Here is a 22,299-nt window from a genome sequence, read left to right on the forward strand (position 1 = left end):
TTATCGAACCGTCGCAGCCGACAACAGAGTGAATCGGAAACATGACTAGCTACCAGCGCCATCACCACCAAGTCATCGGGAAATGCCTGCGCAACTTCAATGCAGACTATTTGCGCGAACATCGCATTTTGTTTGGCGGCGGTACGCGCATATCGTTAGAGCTTAATGAATATCGCCAGTCGGTGGATATTGACTTTTTATGCGCAGATAAAGCCTCATATCGCGCCGTTCGCAGCCAGGTTTCAGAAACTTCCTTGGGCGCTTTAGTGCGTAACGAATTCGATTATGCACGAGACATCCGGTTCGACCGTTACGGCGTGCGAACACTTATTAAGGCCGATGACCTGGTTATTAAGCTAGAGTTTGTTGCATTTGATGATTACCAGCTTGCAGCCGAGCCCAAAACCGAACTCTTTCCAGTGCCCGCCATTGACCACACCTCTTGCTTTATGACCAAACTCTTGGCTCACGCTGATCGAGTTATGCAAGAACCGTTTAAAGATTTATTCGACTTGATTGTCATGTTTAGTCATTGGGGCATGATTCCTAAGCAGGCCATGGAGGAAGCGTTTTCGCATTATGGCGCTACCACTGTACAAGGCAATTTGGTCAAAGGACTGCAGCATCTGCTCGACAATGAGCCGCGTTATCTGGCTGCAGCATTAAATATGGGCATTGATCGGCAACTTTTCCAAGACCAGATTTTGCCTGCCGCGCAAAGATTGCTAGCCGAACTTGGCTAGCATTTAAGAGGAGGGGGCGGCCCCCGCTCTAGAGCGTGGTCCGGACCCTGGTGCGGACCAGGGTCTGCACCCCTCTCTTGCGCTACAACCCACCCCAGATTACAATCCCCACCAAGAATACCAACAAAAACAAAACAGTAAGGAAACTTAAATGTTCAAAGCAACTAAAATCGCAGCTGCAATCGCGGCTCTTACCGTGGCTGCGGGCGCAGTGTCCGTCGCGCAAGCGCAAGAAGCACCTCAGCCAAGCTTTAACTACGTGTCGGGTACCGTGCACCAAGTTGACCTTGATGGCGAAAAACTGAATGGCTTCGGCATCGACTTTGGCTTCGACGTCAATGAGCGCGTATTCGCAGAAGTGCAGTACTTTGACGTCGGCGACAGCTACGGCGAGTACTTCGGCAGCACCTACGTTGAAGCCGACCTTGACGTGCAGCAGCTGTACGCCAACCTTGGCTACAAAGTTCTCGAGCAAGACAGCACCGCGGTCTACATTTCGGCAGGTTTTGCGTACGCAAAAGCCAAGTACAGCATCAGCGGCTTTGGCAGTGAGTCGGCCGACGACAATGGCTTTAACGTACAAATGGGCATTCGCCATCGCTTCAACCAGCAGTTTGAAGTTGACGCCAACCTGCGCCACTACGACATGGGCGACGACGTGAACGACCAAGAGCTGGCGCTGACCGGCCGCTACTACATCAGCGATGAGTTCAGCTTAATGCTCGGCTACACCGCTGCAGGCGATGACGTAAGCTACACGCGTGTCGGCGCCACCTGGCACTTCTAGTACGTGAGGAGGGGGCGGCCCCTGGTCCAGACCATGGTCCGGACCAGGGTCTGCACCCCTCTCTTACCAATCAGGCCGCTAAAACGGCTGATGCCAGCTAAGTACCCACAAGTCTAGCCCGTCGTTTGGGCGCTGAATGTCGGCTTGCGAATAGTGCGCATAACCAAAACTTAGGCGAGAGCCAGATATGGTATCGAGCTCCCAACTAATGCCGATGCGGTCTTCAAACTGAAACGAAATAGCCAGCTCGCGATCGCTGATACGCGTTTCATCAAACAGCGACACACCAATGCCAGCCTCGAGAAATAGCCGTGGCGCAAGTGCCCATTGCAGCACCGGGCTAAAAGACAGCGCATTAATACGCTCGCTTGAATTTCGCGAGTTTACCAAAGTATTCACCGCCGCCTCCCAGTGAACTCGCGGGTTGCCGATAGCCGTCAACCACGACTTCGGCACTATGCTTGGGCCATCCGTCCATCGAAACCCCGCCCGCAAGCCATTCAAATGCTCAGCGGAATAACTCGCCGCAACATGTACCTCGTCCGCCTTGGCCGTTGGCACAAACGAAGCCGCCAACACCATCCCCAACACCGCCACAACGCCGGTAAACCTATGTGAATTCTGTAGATGCATACTACTCACTTACACCCCCAAATATTAGTGACATGAAGGACTGTATTTTACATACAGACATGAATGTATGTAAGTTTTGGCGGGCGTATTTAAATCGATAACCATATTCGATAATTTCGAAAAAGCACTTGCATCAAGCTGGGGGAGGAGGGGGCGGCCCCTGGTGCAGACCATGGTCCCGACCAGGGTCTGCACCCCCCTCTGCAAACGCACTTCCACCCCACAAAAATAAATGCTAACATTCGCCCAACATTTCAAGGAAAGAACGCAGATACCATAAGGGCTGAGACAGAGCATGGCGCCACGCAATAATCCACCAAAAACGGCACTCACTATTGAGTCGGAATTACTCAATCTCGATTACTCATTCCAAGGCCTCACCGCCGAAGAACTCCAAGCCTACGCCGAAAAAAAGCTGCCAAAAAACTTCAAACAACTCAAACAGCAGCTAGCCAAAGGCGAATATAAAAACAAAACCGAAGGCCGCACCGTTAGTCACATGCTCAACCGCAGCATTCACAACGTGGTGAAGGCAGGCAACGGCAAAAACCGTTTCACGGAAATTGTCCGAACCCTAAGAAGCGGCAAATGGCTTGGCGCTACCGGCAAACCCATACAAAATGTCGTCAACATTGGCGTGGGCGGCTCCGATCTCGGCCCCATGATGGGCTCGTTCGCGCTCAAAGAGTTCGCCGACGACAACAGTCTGCACCACTTGAACACGCATTTCGTCAGCTCGATGGATGGCGGCCAGCTATACGCGGTGCTGCCGATTATCGACCCCGAAACCACGCTGTTTATCATTGCCAGCAAAAGCTTCGGTACCATTGACACCCTGGCCAACGTGAACACGGTTAAAGAGTGGATAAAGCCACACCTAACCGAACAACAATGGCTACAACACCACGTGATTGGTGTCAGCGCGAACAACCAAGCCATGACCGACTTTGGGATTCCGCCGGCGCAGCAAATTAGCTTCGCCGACTCGGTGGGCGGGCGTTTTAGTTTGTGGTCCGCCATTGGCTTACCCATTGCGCTGACCGTGGGCAGCAACCAGTTCAGCAAAATGCTCGACGGCGCGAAAGCCATGGACGACCATTTCGTGCAAACCGACGACCCCACGCAAAATATACCCACAGCGCTGGCGCTATTAGGCCTGTACAACCGTGAAGAACGCCAAATAAACAACGTCGCCATTTTGCCGTACGACGGCCGCTTACGTTACCTGCCTAGCTACATGCAACAGCTGGACATGGAAAGCAACGGCAAGCAAGCCACCCACGATAACCAGCCGCTGAAAACCCCAACAGGCCCCATTATTTGGGGTGGTTTTGGCCCGAACGGGCAGCACGCGTTCTTCCAGCACTTGCACCAAGGGTGGGATAAATTCACCGCCGACTTTATTGCCGTGCTGCACCGCCAAGCGCCGGGCTTCACAACCGAGGTGCAAACCGCACTAAGAGAACAACAACGCTTAGCGGTCAGCAATTGCTTAGCGCACCGCAAGCTGATGTGGGAAGGCTTCCAAAGCCCGAACGACCCGCGCAACGAATACATCGGCCACCACCCGACCAACTTGTTATACGTCGACGAGCTAACCCCGCACAGCTTTGGTGCACTAATAGCCGCTTACGAGCACAAAGTGTTTACCCAAGGCGTTATTTGGGGCATTAATAGCTTTGACCAACCGGGCGTCGAAAAAGGCAAACACTGCGCCGTCGATATCCTAAAAACCATCGACGGCCACGAAACCCAAAGCTTCGACCCCAGCACCGACGCCATCATAAAACGCATGTAGCCCGGCGTTCCACGCCGGGTGGTGACGCAGTCACCGTAATTGTTGAATTCAAGATTAACGGCACGTTGTGCCACCCGGCTTCCCGTACGAAAAGAACGCCGGGCAACAGGAGCCCCAAAATGACCTGGTACGTAGTAAGAACCAAGCCACGCCAAGAAACACGCGCTCGCTTAAACTTGGAGAACCAGGACATTAATGCGTTTTTGCCAGAAATTACCTTGCAAAAAATACGCCGAGGCAAGCGCACCGACGTCACCGAACCCTTGTTCCCGGGTTATATTTTCGCCGAGCTAGATGACTACGCCGGCAAGTTTCACAAAGTGCGCAGCACCTTCGGCGTGGCCAAACTCCTTACCTTTGGTGAAAACCCTGCGACAGTTCCTGACGCACTGATTGAAGAAATGCGCCACGTTAACGCAACAACACAACAAAAAGCGCAAGAAAGCGCGATGCCGCAAGTGGGCGAAAAAGTAGAAATAACCTATGGCCCGTTTAAAGGTTTTATGGCTGAAATAGTTCAATTAGACGGTGAAAGTCGTTGTATTGTCTTACTAAATTGGTTGCAAAAAGAAGTGAAAGCTACGCTAGAATTTAGTGGAATTCGACGATCGTAAATTTTGTTAACTGTTCGTTGTTTGCTTTCGCCAAATGTGCTTTAATAGCAAGGCTTTCAGCACACTTCGGGATAGAAGTTTAGCGCTGAAAAAATACACAAAAATAACTAAAAATATCGGTTTAAGGAAAGACCAAAGCCTGCCCAAACAGAACAAGCAGCTTATACAAATTCCTTAAACGCCCGAAAACTAACATTTTTTCGAATGCTCGCACGCGAGCGACCGGCATTTGGGGGCCGCAACCCACGGGCGGTAGCGTGCCTGAAGCCTAACCTTATGCTCGGCACTTAATGTCTGAACAATATTTACACAAATCAGCTTGCAAACCGCGCGACAATTACCTATTCTGACAAGTAATTCTCGCACACGGATAGAATCCAAGGAGTACACTATGAAAACTTTAACCGCATTATTCGCAGCTGCCGCTTTAGCCGCTTCTCCTGCTGTATTAGCTCAAGGTGAAGGCGCTGGTGGTGCTGCAGGTGGCGCAGGTGCTGGTGCAGGCGCTGCTGGCGCAGGTGCTGCAGTCACAACCGTTGGTGGTGTTGCAATCACTACTGGCGCTATCGTAGCCGGTGCTGTCGCTGTTGGCGTTGTTGCAACTGTTGCAACTGAAGACGACGACGCAGCTCCGACGACGACTACAACTGCGACTAACTAAGAGAACCTTTCTTTTAGTTGAGAACAGATAGTTGAAAACAGAAGTTAATTGTAGAAAGCCGCTGGCCCTGTCAGTGGCTTTTTTAATGGATGAAAGACATTAAGCACCTCGTCATTAAATTGCTCATGAGCGCAGTGTTGGTTTCGGCAACCCTAGCCCTACCAGCTTATTCGCAGCAGCCAGAACCAGAGACGCTACAACAGCGCCTGCTTGGTAAGTCGGCCGAAGCTAGCTTAAAGCTGCTGTTTGACAGCCCAGAAGACTACACCCTTACCCCAGAGCAAGCGCGTGCGCTACCATATGCCGCGAACTATGCTCGGGTGGGCGAGGGCGCTCGTGGACTGGTGGTACTAGGCGAAAACGACAATGTGGTGCACAACGGCAACGTGTTGGGGCTTCGCCAGCAATGGTTTACCGGCGCCAAAGAGGTGGTGGAAACCTACAATGGCCGCGTGATTAGCCTACAAAGTTTGAATACCGCGCAGGTGAAGCATCTGTGGATTACCCGCGTCACTGATGCAAACAGCCAAGACACATCAGGCCAGAAAACAGGCGGCCCGAACACCGAATACCACGAATACCACGAATACCACGAATACCACATAGACGCGCGCGTACCGTCGCCGTACCACACGGCGCACAAGCCGCATTACATGACCAAGCGCCACAGCTACAAAGTGACAACGCTGAATGCCGGCGAAACCGAACAACTGACACTGCCAAACGGCCGTAGCATCAACGCGACCATAGTCCGCGAATTACTCTCCCAAAACGGCGAGCCACAAGCTACCAACGAGTTTTTCAGCGACCCAGCAACCGGCCGCATAGTGCACAGCAAGCAATGGCTTGGCCCAGAGCTAGGTTACTTTGAATTCACCGAAGTGCAGCCCTACAACGGCGGCGCCGGCAATATGCAAAACTGGGCTTTTAGCCCTGTTGGTATAGAGTCAGGCACCGAGCAAGAATTTCAGCAGCTAACCACCACCGACGGCAGCGACCCTCTGCAGTACATTGAAGTACGCGTGGTTAACGCAAACAGCAACCACGCTGCACAACAAACAAGCAAGCACACTGGCCTGTTCTACGCCAACAGTCGCTTAAACCAAGCCGTGACCGAGTACCACAGAAACGGCGTGCAGCAGCCTTATTACGAGCCGCTTACCCGGTTAAGCAGCGCCAAGCTTGAGCAACAATTTGCCGCGCGCAAACAAGGCATGGCGACCAAGCTGGCGCTACTGGCGCAAACCTACAAGCACGACGGCAACGAAGAGCTAGCCAAGCACGCCAGCGCGCTCGCCACTAGTTTTAACCATTGGCCGCTAAAAGCCTCGTATATTCATGGCATGAGCTTAGCCAACGCGCGCTTAGACCTAGCCCAGAACCCGGTGCTGAATACTGCAGACGCCACCATGAGCTCAGGCCATATTCCGTATTACGAGCTGCGCTTGAACCCTGCGCCCCTTGGGCCGCAAGCCATGCAGCAGGTGGGGTTAACCTATTTAAACCCCGAATACGTGTATGTGGTGGATGCGTTTGGCGTGATCACACAGGTGCCCATGCAGCATTACAACAGCAACGCCGCCCAACGCGCGATAGCAGAGCAGCCGGGCGCCGTAGTGCTGTATAGCATTAATGACAATGATCTGCCGAAAGGCTTTCGCGACATTAACCTGCAACTGGCTCAGTTTTTGCAGCACTGGCAGTTCTCCGTCAATTGGCAAGACAATGTGTCAAATGACGCAAAAGCGCAATAAAACATGCCAAATGACGCAAATAATCAAAGATGCCTGTCAAATGACACAAAAGCACCCAAAAACCTGTCAAGTGACAGGTTTAACCGCAAAAGCGAACGTAAAGTGAGCAACATCGGTCGCCTTATGTCGCACACAATGTCGCACTCTGTATCAGTAAGGCAAAAAGCCAAAAAGAAAGCACTCACACTAGCGATAGCCGCCATACTGCTTAGCCCTGCGACATATTCTGTCGCAAGTGCTGCAACAAGCGCTGACACAAGCACAAACACAAACTCAGGCGTACCGCAGGGCCCGCTGGCACAAAGCGACTTCGGCGGTGTTGGCCTCATGCAAACGCCAACCGCGCGCATGAACCCCTACGGCGAAATGAGCATAAATTACGCAGATAGCGACATATACCGTCGCACTGCGTTTAGCATTCAGCTATTTCCGTGGTTAGAAACCACCGCACGTTACACCGACATTCGAAACCGTTTATATAGCAGCGACCCTAACTTTAGCGGTGATCAAACCCTGAAAGACAAAGGCTTCGACGCCAAGCTGCTATTAAATTACGAAGGCAAGTACATGCCGCAGTTTGCGGTAGGTTTACAAGACGTGGGCGGTACCGGCATTTTTGCCGGCGAGTATATTGTTGCGAACAAACGCTTTAGTGCCGGCAGCGCGGGTGGCTTTGACGTTAGCCTTGGTATGGGCTGGGGCTATTTGGGCCGCCGCGACAATATAAGCAACCCATTTTGCGACATTGCCGACCGTATGTGCGAACGCGGCACGCAAACAACCGGCCGTGGCGGCAAATTTGAAGTGGACAAATGGTTTCGTGGCCCAGCCGCGGTATTTGGTGGCGTACAATATTATGTACCCATGCCAGAAGCCTGGGGCGGTTTAAGCCTCATGGCCGAATACGACCCCAACGACTACCAACAAGACCGCGCCGGCGTACCCATTGAAGTTGACTCGCCATGGAACTTCGGCGCCAACTACGCACTAAACGACAATATTAGCTTTAAAGTAGGCTACCAGCGCGGCAACACCGTCACCTTTGGCTTTACCTTAAATTACAACTTTAACAGCGCCCACCAGCTCAAACTTGAGCCAGCCAAGCGCCAAGCACAAGCCAACCAGGTTGCCCCGGCAACCTTAAATGAAGTTGACTACGATAGGTTAGCAAATGATCTGCTGGTCGAAGCCGGTTGGCGTGTAGCCCGGCGTTCCACGCCGGGACGCGACAACGTCGCGGTTATTGCCGATGACATCGATCAATCATCGGGCATCGCCCCCGGCCTTACCTTATCGAAAGAACGCCGGGCTACGGTCACGCTCGAGGCAACCCAAACCCGCTTCCGCGACACAGCCGAAGCCGTTGATCGCGCAGCCCGAATACTGGCCGACGCATTGCCCGAGCACATTACCGAATACCAAATAAAAGAATTCAACGGCAACCTTGGCATTAAACAGCACAACATCAACGCCGAAGCCTATAAAACAGCGTACCGCGGCGAAAGGTTCCACACAAACGAGCAAAACGCCATTCACACCACCAGTGTGAACCCAAAAACCGCCATAACCGCTAACAATAACGAATTCAAAAACGACTTCACTTGGTCAATACAACCAGACCTTGACCAAAGCTTTGGCGGCGCAGAAGACTTTTACATATACCAGCTAAGCCTAAAAGCCACCGGCAAATACACCCTCACCAACGCGTGGGACGTAAGCGGTAAGCTAGGCATTAACATTGCCGACAGCTACGACAAATTTAACTTTTTAATTGACAGCCAAGACACACCGCTACCGCGCGTGCGCACCCGCATACGCGAATACGCCGTGAACCAAAACGTATGGCTAGACAACCTGCAAGTAAACTACACCAAGCAGCTGGGCAATAACCTCTTCGCCAGCGCCTATGGCGGTTATTTAGAGCGCATGTTTGGCGGGGTAGGTGGCGAAGTACTGTACCGACCACTACACAGCGACTTTGCTTACGGGCTTGATCTTAATTATGTAAAACAGCGTGACCCCTACCAAGATTTAGGGTTTGATGACTACAGCGTACTCACTGGCCATGCCAGTTTGTACTACAACGCTGATAAACTAATGAACGGCGCCTTTGGCAATAGCACCGTTATTGCCCGTGTCGGCCGCTTTTTAGCCAAAGACGAAGGCATACAATTAGAATACCAACACGAATTTGACTCGGGCGTTATCGCCGGGGCATTTGCCGCGTTTACCAACGTGAGCGACGAAGACTACGGCGAAGGCAGCTTCACCAAAGGCTTTTACCTAAGCATACCGTTCGACTTGTTCTTCGTGCGCAACACCAAAACCCGCGGCACCATAGGCTGGATGCCCATACTGCGCGACGGCGGCCAAATGCTGCACCGCTCGCGCCCGTTGTACAATAATGTGAAGTAGCCCGGCGTTCCACGCCGGGAAGAGCGCAGCGAAGTGAATCTATCCTTCGCCCGCAAAAACAAATTTCGAATAACTGGAACAAACGAATGACCAAACTAAAACTCACCGTTCTAGCCCTATCCACCTTATTCACAGCTAGCTGCGCCTTCGCCCCCGGCGGGCACATTGATCAAGGCGGCAGCATGTTTGCGTCAAGCGACGACGACTTCAGCCAAGCCGATTTCAGCAAACTGGTGGAAACCCACACTATTTCACCCATGTTGTTGGCCGAGCTAAACGCTTATGAACCTCAGCCCCAATTCAATGAACAGCTTTCACTAGAGCGTGAAAATTATGATTACCGAATTGGCAAAGGTGACATTTTAGCGATTACTGTTTATAACCACCCTGAATTAACCATTCCGGCAGGTTCAATGCGCAGCGCACAGGAATCGGGAAACTGGGTGCACAACGACGGTACTATTTTTTACCCGTATATTGGGAAAGTCGAGGTTGTAGGTAAGCGCGTAAGTGAAGTTCGCGAAATTATCGCAACTCGCTTAGCCAAGTACATTGAAAGCCCACAAGTCGACGTTACCGTAGCGGGCTTCCGTAGCCAGCGCGTGTACGTTACCGGTGAAGTACAAAAACCAGGCGTGTTGCCAGTAACCAACGTACCCATGACCCTAATTGAAGCAGTAAGCGCCTCGGGCGGGTTAACCCCAGAAGCTGATTGGACGACTGTAACCCTAACCCGTAACGGAACCGAACGTGCATTTAACCTGCGCGAGCTATACCAGCAAGGCAACACCGACCAAAACATTTTGTTGCAGCCTAACGACGTATTGCACGTAGCGCGCAACGACCAAAACAAAGTATTTGTGCTTGGCGAAGTACGCCAACCGAAAAGCTACATGATGGGCCGTAGCGGCATGACCCTAGCCGAAGCCTTGGCCGACGCCGGCGGCTGGTTTGAAGCCACCGCCAACGCCGAAGGCGTATTTGTGATTCGCGCCGCTGCCCCTGCGACAGGGCGTGTCGCAGACGTATACCAGCTGAACGCCAAAAACGCCACCGCACTGGTGCTGGCCGAGCAGTTCAAACTACAACAACGCGACATTGTATACGTCACCGCCGCCCCAGTAGCCCGCTGGAACCGCGTCATCAGCCAGCTACTACCGTCCATCACCGGTTTGTATAGCCTAGGCCGCTTCCAAGACGACATAAGCAGTAATTAGTAGCCCGTCGTTACACGACGGGACGAGCGAAGCTCGGTAAATATTCGAGGTTTAGCAAGTGTTCAATAAAATCTTAGTCGTTTGCCTAGGCAACATCTGCCGCAGCCCAACCGCTCAGTTCATGCTGCAGCAACGCCTACCCAACAAAACCGTACACAGTGCCGGCATTACCGCCATGAAACACAGTGACGGCAAAGGTTGGGACATGGATAAAACCGCACGCGCTATAGCCGAAAAACACGGCCATAGCTTTCCGGTGCACGAAGCCCAGCAGCTAACCCGTGAACTCATAAGCCATTATGACTTAGTATTGGTGATGGAACACAACCACCGCAACCACATAGCTCAGCGCTACCCTGAAGCACAAGCCAAAACCATGCTTCTAGGCCAGTGGTTAGAGCAAGGTGGTAAGGAAATTCCGGACCCATACAAAAAAAGCGACGAAGTATACGAACACGTACTCAAGCTAATAGAACAAGCCACCGAAACTTGGACAAAAAAACTGTAACCCGGCGTTCCACGCCGGGTAGCGCAACGCGCTGTTATTCTTTGTTTTCAACGAATAACCAATAACGATTAACGAACAACGAACTTAAGGTTTTCAACACATGCAGAATTCGCCATCTCCAGCCCAGCAACGCAACGATGACGACGAAATTGATCTAGGCCGCTTGTTCGGCCTATTAGTCGATCACAAATGGCTAATCGCCGGCATTACCACCAGCTTTGCCGCATTGGGTGTGGTGTACGCATTGCTATCTACACCCATTTACCAAGCCGATGCCTTACTGCAAGTTGAGAAAAAATCGTCGGGCATGCCAGCACTGGGCGAAATGGCCGAAATGTTTGCCCAAGAAAGCGAAGCCGCTACTGAAATTGAGATCATGAAGTCACGCATGGTGGTGGGCACCGTTGTTGACCAATTAAAACTAACCAACGTCGTTACCCCAAACTACATGCCAGTTATCGGTGAATTTTTAGCGCGCCGCGCAAAGGAACAAGACCAAGTACTTATTGAAAACTTGAACGTACCGGAAGCAGAACTAGGCAAAGCTTTAGAACTTGAAATTAAAGACAAGATCTTCACGTTATATGACAGTGAGGGTGAAGAAGTCTTAACGGGTGTTGTTGGCGCCCCAGCAGAAAAAGGGGAGTGGCTTGTTCATATTGCTGACGCCGTTACGCCAAATACCAATAGCTTTACGCTAGTTAAGAAAACGCGATTAAAAGCCATTACCGACATTCAACAAGCATTAGCTGTTAGCGAACGCGGTAAGCAAACGGGTATTCTAAGCGCAAGTATTCAAAATGCTGACGGTAACTATGCCGTAGACGTGTTAAACGCCGTAACTAACGAATACATGCTACAAAACATTCGCCGTAATGCAGCTGAAGCGGAAAACAGCCTTGAGTTTTTGCAGCGCCAAATTCCGACTATTAAAGAAAACCTAAACGATGCCGAAGAAAAGCTCAACCAATACCGTTTAGAAAGTCAGTCAGTTGACTTAACCATTGAAACGGAAGGCTTACTTAAGCAATTGGTGGATTTAGAGAAGCAAATTAACGAGCTTTCACTGAAAGAAGCTGAGTTAAGCCGTTTGTATACCAAACAGCACCCAAGTTATCAGGCGCTTATTGAACAAAAAGCTAATTTAGAAGCAGACCGTAAGCGATTAGCCGACCAGATTCAAAACTTGCCAGAAACCCAACAACAAGTACTGCGTTATACCCGTGACGTAGAAGTAAACCAAGAAATTTACCTACAATTACTGAACCGGATGCAAGAATTAAACGTGATGAAGGCCGGTACAGTTGGTAACGTACGTATTCTTGACGAAGCTGTTGTAAAACCAGGGCCCGTTGCACCGAAAAAGCCTTTGATTGTGGTGTTAGCAACGATGTTGGGCGGCATGTTGGCCGTAGGTATTGTATTTGTTCGTGCCATGTTTAACCGTGGCGTTGAAAGCTCAGAGCAGTTAGAGCAAGAAGGCATAAACGTATATGCCTCAGTACCTAAGTCTGACACCCAAGAGAACATGAACGAGAAGCTGGTTAAGCTTGCTAAGCGAAAACAAACAGACGCGGTACGAGCGCCTTTGCTAGCCAAAGAAGACCCAACCGACTTAGCTATTGAATCATTACGCGGCCTTCGCACAAGCTTGCACTTTGCTATGCTAGAAGCGCGCAACAATATTATTATGATTTCAGGCCCAAGCCCGGGTGTTGGCAAAAGCTTTGTTACCGGTAACCTTGCCGCCGTATTAGCGCAAGGTGGAGCAAAAGTGCTCCTCATCGACGGTGACATCCGCCGCGGCTATTTACATAACATGATGAACGCAAACAATGACAAAGGCCTAGCCGATCTGCTGGCCGGCACGTCTCTAGCCCGTCATACTCTCCATAAGGAAGGGACGGGAGGCGAAGCCGTTAATTCAGACGTTTCTAACGATGCCGATACCATTAACTACGCCCCATACATCCAATCCGGCTACATAGAACACCTAGATTTCATGCCACGCGGCACATCAGCTCCAAACCCAGCTGAATTGCTCATGCACAACCGGATGAAGCAACTCATGGACCAAACGTCAAAAGATTATGACTACGTATTAATCGATACTCCACCAATTTTAGCTGTAACTGATGCAGCAATTGTTGGACGTTATGCTGGTACGACACTTCTTGTTGCTCGTTTTGGTTTGACTCCAGCGAAAGAGCTTGTACATACCGTTAAACGCTTTGAACAGAATGGTGTTGAAGTGAAAGGTGCAATACTCAATAGCGTTGAGCGTAAAGCGAGCTCATATTATGGCTACGGTTATAACTACCACTACAGTTACGCATACAAATCAGAGTAGCCCGTCGTTCGCGACGGGACGCCGTAGGCGGTTAATCTTCTACAATCGTCGTGTATTTAATTTAGAAAAGAGCATGAATTAAATGGACTTGAACAAAGTAAAAATTGCAGTAATTGGTTTAGGCTATGTCGGTCTCCCTTTGGCCGTTGAATTTGGCAAGAAATACCCAACCATCGGTTTCGACATTAATCAAAAGCGCGTCAACGAACTCAAAGGTGGTCACGACCACACGCTTGAAGTTGAACCAGAAGAACTGGCACAAGCCGACAAGCTCAGCTACAGTGCAGACCTTGAGGCACTCGAAGCGGCCAATATCTACATTGTCACTGTGCCGACGCCTATAAATAAATTCAAACAGCCCGACCTAACGCCACTGATTAAAGCCTCAGAAACCATTGGCAAGACTCTGAAACAGGGTGACGTCGTTATTTATGAATCAACGGTCTACCCAGGTGCTACTGAAGAAGACTGTATTCCGGTTCTTGAACGCGTTTCGGGCTTAACGTTCAATAAAGACTTTTTCGCTGGATATAGCCCAGAACGTATTAACCCGGGTGATAAAGAGCACCGTGTTACTACAATCTTGAAAGTCACCTCTGGATCAACACCTGAAGTTGCCGACTTTGTCGATAGCTTGTATAGCTCCATTATTATTGCCGGAACCCATAAAGCCGAAAGCATTAAAGTAGCTGAAGCTGCCAAGGTCATCGAAAATACGCAACGCGACGTGAACATTGCTCTCATTAACGAACTGGCGATGATTTTCAACCGTATGGGCATTGATACCGAAGCTGTATTGAAAGCCGCTGGCACCAAATGGAACTTTTTACCGTTCCGCCCGGGCCTTGTGGGCGGCCATTGCATTGGCGTCGACCCGTACTACCTGACCCATAAAGCTGAATCCATTGGTTATCACCCAGAAATGATTCTTGCGGGGCGTCGTATTAACGACAATATGAGCCGTTATGTAGCGTCAGAGTTCATCAAAGCCTTGCTACAGAAAGGCATTACCGTAAAAGGCGCACGCGTGCTCATTATGGGGTTAACTTTTAAAGAGAACTGCCCAGATATTCGTAACACCAAAGTCGTCGATATTATTGATGAGTTGAAACAATACGGTGTTAACGTCGATGTCTATGACCCTTGGGTTGATGCCGAAGAAGCACAGCATGAATATGGCGTCACACCAGTAGCAGAACTGTCGAGCGCAGCCTATGACGGCATTGTTGTTGCTGTAGCACACCATCAGTTCAAGCAGATGGGCATTAATGGCATGAAAGCGCTCGCGAAAAGTGAACATGTCATTTATGACCTAAAATACATTGTTGATGCAGGTATTGCTGATATTCGTCTCTAGAAATAGTTAGTCAAAAGACATCAGCTAGATACAAAACAAATTAACTAACCTTAAAATACGTTAATATGACCAAATACGAAGAAATTCAAAGTCAATTAAAGTCAGCTCCGAAAGTATGGCTTGTGACCGGCGTTGCAGGCTTTATTGGTTCGAATTTGCTTGAGACCTTGTTAAAGCTTGACCAATACGTGGTGGGTCTAGATAACTTCTCCACAGGTTTTCAGCGTAACCTTAATGAAGTCCAAGAAAGCGTGACTGAAGCCCAATGGCAGCGCTTCCAGTTTGTTGAAGGAGATATTTGCGACCTAGACACCTGCAAGTCGGTGATGAAACATGCGACCGCCGGTGACGTTAACTATGTCTTGCATCAAGCCGCGCTAGGCTCTGTTCCACGCTCCATCGATGACCCGATTAATACCAATAAAAGCAATATCGATGGCTTCTTGAATATGCTAGTGGCTGCGAAAGATGCTGGCGTTGATAGTTTTACCTATGCCGTGAGTAGCTCTACCTATGGCGACCACCCGGCGTTACCGAAAGTCGAAGAGAACATTGGTAACCCGTTATCGCCTTATGCGGTGACCAAATACGTGAATGAGCTCTATGCCAGTGTATTTGCTCGTGTTTACGGCTTTAAAACCATTGGTTTACGTTACTTCAATGTGTTTGGTCCGCGTCAGAACCCTGAAGGTGCATACGCAGCAGTTATTCCTAAATGGTCTGCGGCCATGATCAAAGGCGAGCAAGTGTTTATTAATGGTGATGGCGAGACTAGCCGTGACTTTTCTTTTGTGGCGAATGCTGTGCAATTGAACATCCTTGCTGCGACAGCAGATGACGCAGCTAAAGACGAAATCTACAACATGGCGTTGGGTGACCGTACTACGCTGAATGAACTGTTTGTAGGAATTAAAGACGCACTCAAAGAAAATGGTGTTCAGTATAACGATGAACCTGTTTATCGAGATTTTCGACCTGGTGATGTTCGTCATTCGCAGGCTGATATTTCTAAAGCGAAAAGCAAGATTGGTTTCTCACCTACACACCGTATTGTTCAAGGTATTTATGAAGCCATGCCTTGGTATGTCGAAAATATAGTCCCATCAAGTAAGTAGTAACGGATAATGGGCTCTGCGGTTGTACGTCATATCATTGATGAAACAAATGACGAAGTCGTTAACGTCGACAAACTAACTTACACAGGCAATCTTGAAAGCCTGAAGGCTGTTGCGACTTCTGAACGATACGCATTTGAACAAGTGGATATTTGCGATACTGCTGCGCTCGAGCGTGTGTTTAACGAGCACCAACCTAATGAAGTCATTCACTTATTATGGAACATAGCGGCCCCGGCAAACGAATTCGCCAATGGCTTTTTGCCACTTAGTTCGCTATTGCGTGTGGAGCTGCAACCGCTGGCATTCTGGGTGTTGATTGCCATGGTGGTGATTTCTACCCACGGTAATTCATCAAACCAACACCCTTGTCTCCACCCATACGCAGCAAGAAGCACTAGCGAGTATTAGCCCCCAGTGAGCCTTAAGCAACAAGCCATCACCGGCGTAAAGTGGAATTTTGTACAGCAGTTTAGCGTACAAATCATAAACTTCGGTGTTCAAGTAATACTGGCCAGGCTGCTGATGCCCGAAATGTTCGGTCTTATCGCTATGGTGATCGTGTTCATCTCCATCGGCACAGCGCTGATGGACAGCGGCATGACCAGCTCGCTCATCCGTACCAAAGAGCCAGACCCGACAGATTATTCCACTGTATTTGTTACAAACCTGATCGTAAGCTTTGCAGTCTATGGCGTGGTCTTCCTGTCTGCGCCCTATATCGCCGCCTTCTACAATCAGGACGTACTCACCGACATAATCCGCCTACTCGCGCTAAGCTTCGTCATTCGGGCCTTTGTAGCAGTACATGTAGCAAAGCTCACCAAGGAAATGAACTTCAAGCTTCAAATGCAACTGCAAATCCCCGCAACAATCATGTCGGGTATTGTTGGCGTTACCATGGCTTACATGGATTATGGAGTGTGGAGTCTGGTATGGCTCAATCTCGCGCAGGCGATTGTGTTTACCGTCCAGAATTGGGTGTTCATACCCTGGAAGCCGTCGTTGATTTTCGACAAAGAGCGCTTCAAGTACCACTTTAAGTTTGGGTACAAGCTAACGTTATCGAGCCTTATCGACACCGTATACAACGACGCCTACCGAATCGTGATCGGTAAATTGTACTCTCCGGCTCAGGTTGGGTATTTTCATCAGGCTGAAATGTTGCGTTTGTTTCCTGTACAGCAAATTGGGGCGGTCATGGGGAAGGTTACCTACCCTTTCTTTTCCAAGATTGAAGGGGATGAAATGCTTAGAGAAGCATACCGAGCAACCATGAGATTGGTTCTTTTTGCAGTGATCCCTGTAATGCTGTTTCTTATAGTGGTTGCTGAAGAAGGATTTTTGCTTGTTTTCGGCGAGCACTGGTTGCCAGCCGTACCCTATTTCCAAGTGTTGGCAGTTGCGTCGATTATACGCCCGATCAGTTCATATAATCTGAACATCTTAAAAGTCAAAGGGCGTAGCGACTTATTTTTAAAAGTCGAGGTCATAAAGAAGATTGTGGGGATCGTTGCCCTATTGATCGGCCTTCAGTTTGGCGTTTTTGGGTTAGTTCTGTCCCTTACCATCGTCTCATTTGTGTGGACGCTAACCAACATGTCCTATTGTGGGCGGTTGATTGGCTATAAAGTATTTTCCCAGATCAAGGATATCAGTGGTCTTTTCGTTGTTGGTGGCGCTGCTTTTGTCCTCTCCGAGCTTTTCAGGTTGCAGTTTTCAGAACTTTCGGAAAGTTTGCTGCTGATAATTCTGATGACTGGGTTAGTCTATCTGGGCGTGTATCTCAGCCTAATCTATATTTTTGACCGTCCGCTGCTGAAAATGGTTTTGGGGGCTTTGAAAAATGAATAAGAATAAAAGTCTGTATGTCGTTCTCTTTTTGTCCTTAGCGTTAAATGGCTTGGTAGCCTGGTATGATATTCTTCCGACGATCTGGCCTAAAGTTCAGAGCCGATACTTCCCAGATGCCACACTGTCTTCTATTGAGGTCTCCGAAAGTGAGGTTGAGCGAAAAGTTTACGCGGCTGCAGAAAGTATGCTTTTTAGCCTTGAACCAGTAACAGTTTGGCACGAACCCCGTGGATTTACGGATTCAATTCTGAAACTACGAAGTATAACCACAACTGCCGAGTTTCAACTGGATAATTACCCAAGAGCATTTCTGTTAAAGGGGCTTTTTGATTATTCCTTGACTGAAAAAAAAACAGGACTTACATAAATTTCAAGAATATTTTGATAATTATATCTTGAGCCCTGATTATGAAATTAAACGAATCGATCAAGTACCAGTTGGTCTGGTTGCCTTAGACCTCTTCCAAACTACAGGCGAGAATAAATATTATGATTTTTCAAAGAAAGTATTCCAGTATGTCGAATCGTTGATGGATGAAGATGGGCTCCTTTCCTACCGCCAGGGGCAGACGGTTTTATATTACGATGCGATAGGCCTTACTGTTCCTTTCCTGACTAAGTACTCTCAAGTAGTTAATGATCGCGCGCTTGAAATAGCTCAACAGCAGATTCAATACTACGTCGACTATGGGCTATCAGAAGAAGGCTACGTTCCAAGCCATGCCATTGATAAAACGACAAAAATACCCCTCGGCTCGAGTAATTGGGGGAGAGGGATAGGCTGGTATCTTCTTGGACTATCCAGCTACTACAAAGAGACTGGTGAGTTCGAGAAAGAGTATCGTGGGCTTTTGAATACGCTTAAGAGCTTGAGAAATGAGCAAGGTCTGTGGGGTCAGTTTCCAGGCTCGAAAGACAAGTTTGATGCGTCCGCATCGTTAATGTACATCTACGCTGAGCTCCAAAATGACCCTGATTCTTACTGTAAATCTGAGCTAATGAGGCTCTTGAGAATTTTTATATCCGTCGAGGGAGAGGTGTTGGAAACATCGGGTGACACGTACAGTGCCAATTATTATTCCAGTACGTTTGGCAAAAGCGAGCTTTCGCAAGGCCTTTTGCTCTCCATCATTAGCCAACTTTAGTATTTCAAGATGAAAAAAATAGCCATCCTAACCCAACCCCTGCACGACAACTACGGCGGCCTACTACAGGCATACGCACTGAAAGAGACCCTAAAATTCCTGGGCCACAGCCCATTGGTCGTTAACCGGCACGGTGCAGGGGCGCATCCCTTTCGAAGAAAGCTGTCAAAGCTAAAGAGCACCTTGCTGAACCGGCCAGTCACGCCTAATCAATACCTGAGCGATCGGGAGAGGGCTGTGATTTCAGAGAAGACCATCGGTTTCCGAGCTCAATATATTCCCGAGCTTTCCAAACTGATTACGTCGCAACGAGGTATGAATAGTCTGTTAACACAGAATATCGATGCGTATGTTGTCGGCAGTGACCAGTGTTGGAGGCCGCGGTACTCACCGTGTATTAGCAACTATTTTCTGGATTTTGCTAAAGAATCTAAGGGCATAAAACGGATTGCCTACGCTGTATCGTTTGGAACGGCCGAATGGGAGTTTAACGACGCGGACACCCTTGAATGTAAAAACCTGCTCAAGCTGTTTGATGCGATTAGCGTGCGGGAGGACGATGGCGTTGCCCTTGTGCAGAACCATCTGGACCGAGCTGATGCGGTCCACGTGCTAGACCCAACGATGCTGCTGCAAACCAGCGCCTATGACCGAATTACGACCGAACAGAAAGTGCCGGATTCCAGCGGTAACCTGAAAGTCTATGTGCTGGACAAGAATAAGGAGAAGGAAGAATTCATACGGCAGGCTGCCAGCAGGCTACAACTAGAAACGTTCGAGGTGATGCCGGAGAGGCGGGTTCAGCAAGAGAAAGTAACAGATGCCAATGTCGAGCTGTTTAAGTATCCCTGCCCTTCCCAGTGGCTAAAGGGCTTCCAGGATGCTCAGTTCGTAATTACAGACTCCTTCCACGGCACAGTTTTCTCGATCCTGTACAACAAGCCATTCATCGCCCTGGGCAACGAGCGGCGGGGTATGTCTCGATTCACCTCACTGCTCAAAATGTTTGGCTTGCAGGACAGACTGGTGCTAGACCTGAAAGCCGGCGGCGCTACCGAATTACTCGAACAGAGCGTGGACTGGCAGCAAGTTAATGAGATTCTGAGCCGGGAAAGAGAAAAAGCCATGAACTTTTTGAAAGATAACCTGGAGCCCTGATGTTCTCAGTCGTCATCCCCCTCTACAACAAAGAACTCAGCATCCGAAATACTATCCAGTCGGTGCTTGACCAAACCTGCCAGGATTTCGAGATTGTTGTTGTCAACGATGGCTCCACCGACAACAGCGCTGCGGTAGTCGAAGCTATCGAAGATGATCGGATTCGACTAATCCATCAGAAGAACCAGGGCGTTTCCGCTGCGCGGAACCGGGGTATAGAGGAAGCTCGTTGTGAGTGGATTGCCTTTTTGGATGGGGATGATCTTTGGCAACCCAACCATTTGGAAGAAGTTTCGGAGGCGATGGAACTTTATCCGAACGAAAAGATATATGTAACATCATTCGAGTACTCTGATAAACGAAAGATATTTAGGCATAGCCGTGCTAGCAAGATTTTTAGAATAAATGGTTATTTTTTGGAGGCTATGGATGAGCCTTTAATGTGGACAAGTATTGTGGTGGTTCATAAAAGCTGTATCGAAAAGGTTGGTGGCTTTGATAAGCAGCTTGACCGTGGCGAAGATCTGGAATTCTGGGCCCGACTTGCTAAGTCATATCCAATAGTAAAAAGTGCGGTTTATACCTCAATATATCGTGTGGATGCAGAGAATAGGAGTGATTCGAGAGTAGTCGGAAAGAATTCTCTGGTGTTTAATTTAGATTTAAATTCGATTAATGATGGTTTTGAAAGAAGATATTTTATTCACATTATTGAGCACAAGCTAAAAGGTTTTGCGGTCACTTTCAATGTGCGGGGATTTTTAAAGCTTTACCGTATGCATTATAGGTATGTATCCTTATATCGTGTTTTTACACGACGCAAAGGAAAGGCCAAAGGCGCTTAAACGAGAAGTAACACCCCCTTGAAATAATTTCAGATAAGCAATTGTTTTTCGCTTTCAATATAATATAGAAAGCGAAAGCTAAGGTGGTTGGTATTTTTTTACTTTATTATGAAAAGAGCTTCTTTCAAATGGAATTTCTTTGCGTTGATTTTTACGTTGCGCATGATTTTGAAAATCTGAGAACGATATTTTGAATGTACACTTATTGAATAGCAGAATAATACTGATCGCTTTTTTATTATATTTGTTACAGCCTGTGTTGCAAATGAAGGGCCTGATCGGTCCTGTTTTGCTTATAGTTATATTTGCATTGTCATTTTATTATGCAGTTAAATTGTTAACCTGCTCGTTGGCTAGGTCACCAATTGTTATTTGTTGGACACTTTTTCTAGCACTTTATATTCTTAATTTTATTATTAGTGGCAAAGTTCATCAATATGATGACATGCGCAACATTTTGCTCAATCTGATACCTTTTTATCCATTTTACTTTTTTACACTCAATAAATTTGTGCGGGAGATCGATATAAAGTTCTTCTTTTTCGGTCTTGTTGTTTTATTCATTCTTAACTTTTATGTGGCCGATATAAGCTTATCGAAGCAGCTTGATGAAGAGGAGTTCGCTAATAATACCAGCTACCAACTTATGGGGTTGCTGCCCTTTGTGTTTATTTTTAAAAAAAATCTAACCAGATTTGTATTGCTGTCAGTTTTAGCGTTCTTTGCGCTTGAGTCTATGAAACGGTCTGTTTTGATCGTCTCTGTTCTATCTTTCTTTTTAATCTCCTACAATTATTACATTTCCCATCAGCGCACGTCACCTTTAAAGGCGACGCTATATAGTTTTATGATTTTGATTGTCTTTTGTGTCTTTGCCGTTGTCTATTATGTCTATTGGGGCATTGGCGAAAGGTTTGAGCAACGATTGCTCTTGATGATACTTGAAGGGCACACATCTGGTCGAGATGAGATTGCGAGTTTAATGATAAATTCGTGGTTAGACTCTAATAATGCGATTGATTACATTTTGGGTTTTGGATATATGTCGTGGACAGAAATTAGCTTTAATTCTTCACATAATGACATTATTAAAGTTCTTACAGAAACTGGATTAGTTGGCTTAATTTCTTTTCTGTCTCTTCTAAGTGCAATAATCAATAGATCCCGTAAAAAATTTTGGTTTAGCGATGATCATAGAACGGCTTTTATCATGTTCATACTAGTAATGCTTGTGTCGGCGATCACCAGTCGATGGTTCGGTTCAAGTTTCTTTTTCATGAATTGCGTGTTGCTTCCATTCTTGTTGGCCTATAATTCGCGAAGTCGACGTTTTAATAATTAGAGG

At 48.3% G+C, this 22,299-nt stretch carries 19 protein-coding genes and 1 pseudogene; 19 read left to right on the forward strand and 1 reads right to left on the reverse strand.

The window, feature by feature from the left end; genetic code table 11:
* Positions 1 to 41: 41 nt before the first annotated feature.
* Both BM334_RS02000 and BM334_RS02005 read left to right on the forward strand, forming a co-directional pair.
* Positions 42 to 743 (forward strand): nucleotidyl transferase AbiEii/AbiGii toxin family protein, encoded by a 702-nt coding sequence (locus BM334_RS02000; protein ID WP_092837178.1) that lies wholly within the window; start codon positions 42 to 44, stop codon positions 741 to 743.
* 151 nt (positions 744 to 894) lie between these two features.
* Positions 895 to 1,530: a porin family protein gene (locus BM334_RS02005; protein WP_092837181.1), complete on the forward strand. Its 636-nt coding sequence runs from the start codon at positions 895 to 897 to the stop codon at positions 1,528 to 1,530.
* A 78-nt stretch (positions 1,531 to 1,608) separates the two neighbouring features.
* Here BM334_RS02005 and BM334_RS02010 read toward each other — a convergent pair whose 3' ends face one another.
* Positions 1,609 to 2,163, reverse strand: coding sequence for an acyloxyacyl hydrolase (locus tag BM334_RS02010; RefSeq protein ID WP_092837184.1), 555 nt, complete (start codon positions 2,161 to 2,163; stop codon positions 1,609 to 1,611).
* Positions 2,164 to 2,458: 295 nt separating this feature from the next.
* Between BM334_RS02010 and pgi the strand changes: the two genes are divergently transcribed.
* The 17 genes and pseudogenes from pgi to BM334_RS02095 all read left to right on the forward strand — a co-directional run bounded on the left by pgi (position 2,459) and on the right by BM334_RS02095 (position 22,296).
* A complete protein-coding gene (gene pgi, locus BM334_RS02015; RefSeq protein ID WP_092837187.1) occupies positions 2,459 to 3,961 on the forward strand; it encodes a glucose-6-phosphate isomerase in 1,503 nt (500 codons plus the stop codon).
* A gap of 119 nt (positions 3,962 to 4,080) precedes the next feature.
* Entirely contained in the window at positions 4,081 to 4,575 is a 495-nt protein-coding gene (gene rfaH / locus BM334_RS02020; RefSeq protein ID WP_092837191.1) for a transcription/translation regulatory transformer protein RfaH, read from the forward strand.
* 391 nt (positions 4,576 to 4,966) lie between these two features.
* The gene (locus BM334_RS02025; RefSeq protein ID WP_055439156.1) at positions 4,967 to 5,236 is read left to right on the forward strand and encodes a hypothetical protein; all 270 of its coding nucleotides are present in this window, start codon (positions 4,967 to 4,969) and stop codon (positions 5,234 to 5,236) included.
* An 89-nt stretch (positions 5,237 to 5,325) separates the two neighbouring features.
* Positions 5,326 to 6,990, forward strand: coding sequence for a YjbF family lipoprotein (locus BM334_RS02030; protein ID WP_092837194.1), 1,665 nt, complete (start codon positions 5,326 to 5,328; stop codon positions 6,988 to 6,990).
* 135 nt (positions 6,991 to 7,125) lie between these two features.
* Complete coding sequence (locus BM334_RS02035; protein WP_157981852.1) at positions 7,126 to 9,405, forward strand: YjbH domain-containing protein; 2,280 nt, start codon at positions 7,126 to 7,128, stop codon at positions 9,403 to 9,405.
* An 86-nt stretch (positions 9,406 to 9,491) separates the two neighbouring features.
* Positions 9,492 to 10,622, forward strand: a complete 1,131-nt coding sequence (locus BM334_RS02040; protein ID WP_092837200.1) for a polysaccharide export protein — start codon at positions 9,492 to 9,494, stop codon at positions 10,620 to 10,622.
* 58 nt (positions 10,623 to 10,680) lie between these two features.
* The gene (locus BM334_RS02045) at positions 10,681 to 11,130 is read left to right on the forward strand and encodes a low molecular weight protein-tyrosine-phosphatase (RefSeq protein ID WP_092837203.1); all 450 of its coding nucleotides are present in this window, start codon (positions 10,681 to 10,683) and stop codon (positions 11,128 to 11,130) included.
* A 100-nt stretch (positions 11,131 to 11,230) separates the two neighbouring features.
* On the forward strand, positions 11,231 to 13,480 hold the full coding sequence (locus BM334_RS02050) for a GNVR domain-containing protein (protein ID WP_092837206.1): 2,250 nt from the start codon (positions 11,231 to 11,233) through the stop codon (positions 13,478 to 13,480).
* A gap of 82 nt (positions 13,481 to 13,562) precedes the next feature.
* Entirely contained in the window at positions 13,563 to 14,837 is a 1,275-nt protein-coding gene (gene tviB, locus BM334_RS02055; RefSeq protein ID WP_092837209.1) for a Vi polysaccharide biosynthesis UDP-N-acetylglucosamine C-6 dehydrogenase TviB, read from the forward strand.
* 65 nt (positions 14,838 to 14,902) lie between these two features.
* The gene (locus tag BM334_RS02060) at positions 14,903 to 15,952 is read left to right on the forward strand and encodes an NAD-dependent epimerase/dehydratase family protein (RefSeq protein ID WP_092837212.1); all 1,050 of its coding nucleotides are present in this window, start codon (positions 14,903 to 14,905) and stop codon (positions 15,950 to 15,952) included.
* A 9-nt stretch (positions 15,953 to 15,961) separates the two neighbouring features.
* Positions 15,962 to 16,168, forward strand: a pseudogene (locus BM334_RS13000) (GDP-mannose 4,6-dehydratase); the annotation flags it as partial.
* 201 nt (positions 16,169 to 16,369) lie between these two features.
* Positions 16,370 to 17,806, forward strand: coding sequence for a lipopolysaccharide biosynthesis protein (locus tag BM334_RS02070; RefSeq protein WP_092837218.1), 1,437 nt, complete (start codon positions 16,370 to 16,372; stop codon positions 17,804 to 17,806).
* Positions 17,799 to 18,173, forward strand: coding sequence for a hypothetical protein (locus tag BM334_RS02075; RefSeq protein WP_092837221.1), 375 nt, complete (start codon positions 17,799 to 17,801; stop codon positions 18,171 to 18,173). Before BM334_RS02070 ends, BM334_RS02075 begins: the two co-directional genes overlap by 8 nt.
* On the forward strand, positions 18,148 to 18,951 hold the full coding sequence (locus BM334_RS02080) for a glycoside hydrolase family 88 protein (RefSeq protein ID WP_092837223.1): 804 nt from the start codon (positions 18,148 to 18,150) through the stop codon (positions 18,949 to 18,951). Before BM334_RS02075 ends, BM334_RS02080 begins: the two co-directional genes overlap by 26 nt.
* Before the next feature lie 9 nt (positions 18,952 to 18,960).
* Positions 18,961 to 20,109 carry a polysaccharide pyruvyl transferase family protein gene (locus BM334_RS02085; RefSeq protein WP_092837226.1) on the forward strand — a complete coding sequence of 383 codons (1,149 nt, stop codon included), beginning with the start codon at positions 18,961 to 18,963 and terminating at the stop codon, positions 20,107 to 20,109.
* Positions 20,109 to 20,954 (forward strand): glycosyltransferase family 2 protein, encoded by an 846-nt coding sequence (locus tag BM334_RS02090; protein ID WP_092837229.1) that lies wholly within the window; start codon positions 20,109 to 20,111, stop codon positions 20,952 to 20,954. Before BM334_RS02085 ends, BM334_RS02090 begins: the two co-directional genes overlap by 1 nt.
* 256 nt (positions 20,955 to 21,210) lie before the next feature.
* The gene (locus tag BM334_RS02095; protein ID WP_126801809.1) at positions 21,211 to 22,296 is read left to right on the forward strand and encodes an O-antigen ligase family protein; all 1,086 of its coding nucleotides are present in this window, start codon (positions 21,211 to 21,213) and stop codon (positions 22,294 to 22,296) included.
* Positions 22,297 to 22,299 lie beyond the last annotated feature (3 nt).

It is taken from the genome of Pseudidiomarina donghaiensis (assembly GCF_900116895.1).
GTDB lineage: Bacteria > Pseudomonadota > Gammaproteobacteria > Enterobacterales > Alteromonadaceae > Pseudidiomarina > Pseudidiomarina donghaiensis.

Excerpts from the sequence above, each read along its gene's own strand:
- BM334_RS02000 (WP_092837178.1), top strand. The coding sequence starts at position 42 with ATGACTAGCTACCAGCGCCATCACCACCAAGTCATCGGGAAATGCCTG.
- BM334_RS02005 (WP_092837181.1), top strand. The coding sequence starts at position 895 with ATGTTCAAAGCAACTAAAATCGCAGCTGCAATCGCGGCTCTTACCGTG.
- BM334_RS02010 (WP_092837184.1), bottom strand. The coding sequence starts at position 2,163 with ATGCATCTACAGAATTCACATAGGTTTACCGGCGTTGTGGCGGTGTTG.
- pgi (WP_092837187.1), top strand. The coding sequence starts at position 2,459 with ATGGCGCCACGCAATAATCCACCAAAAACGGCACTCACTATTGAGTCG.
- rfaH (WP_092837191.1), top strand. The coding sequence starts at position 4,081 with ATGACCTGGTACGTAGTAAGAACCAAGCCACGCCAAGAAACACGCGCT.
- BM334_RS02025 (WP_055439156.1), top strand. The coding sequence starts at position 4,967 with ATGAAAACTTTAACCGCATTATTCGCAGCTGCCGCTTTAGCCGCTTCT.
- BM334_RS02030 (WP_092837194.1), top strand. The coding sequence starts at position 5,326 with ATGAAAGACATTAAGCACCTCGTCATTAAATTGCTCATGAGCGCAGTG.
- BM334_RS02035 (WP_157981852.1), top strand. The coding sequence starts at position 7,126 with ATGTCGCACTCTGTATCAGTAAGGCAAAAAGCCAAAAAGAAAGCACTC.
- BM334_RS02040 (WP_092837200.1), top strand. The coding sequence starts at position 9,492 with ATGACCAAACTAAAACTCACCGTTCTAGCCCTATCCACCTTATTCACA.
- BM334_RS02050 (WP_092837206.1), top strand. The coding sequence starts at position 11,231 with ATGCAGAATTCGCCATCTCCAGCCCAGCAACGCAACGATGACGACGAA.
- tviB (WP_092837209.1), top strand. The coding sequence starts at position 13,563 with ATGGACTTGAACAAAGTAAAAATTGCAGTAATTGGTTTAGGCTATGTC.
- BM334_RS02060 (WP_092837212.1), top strand. The coding sequence starts at position 14,903 with ATGACCAAATACGAAGAAATTCAAAGTCAATTAAAGTCAGCTCCGAAA.
- BM334_RS02075 (WP_092837221.1), top strand. The coding sequence starts at position 17,799 with ATGAATAAGAATAAAAGTCTGTATGTCGTTCTCTTTTTGTCCTTAGCG.
- BM334_RS02085 (WP_092837226.1), top strand. The coding sequence starts at position 18,961 with ATGAAAAAAATAGCCATCCTAACCCAACCCCTGCACGACAACTACGGC.
- BM334_RS02090 (WP_092837229.1), top strand. The coding sequence starts at position 20,109 with ATGTTCTCAGTCGTCATCCCCCTCTACAACAAAGAACTCAGCATCCGA.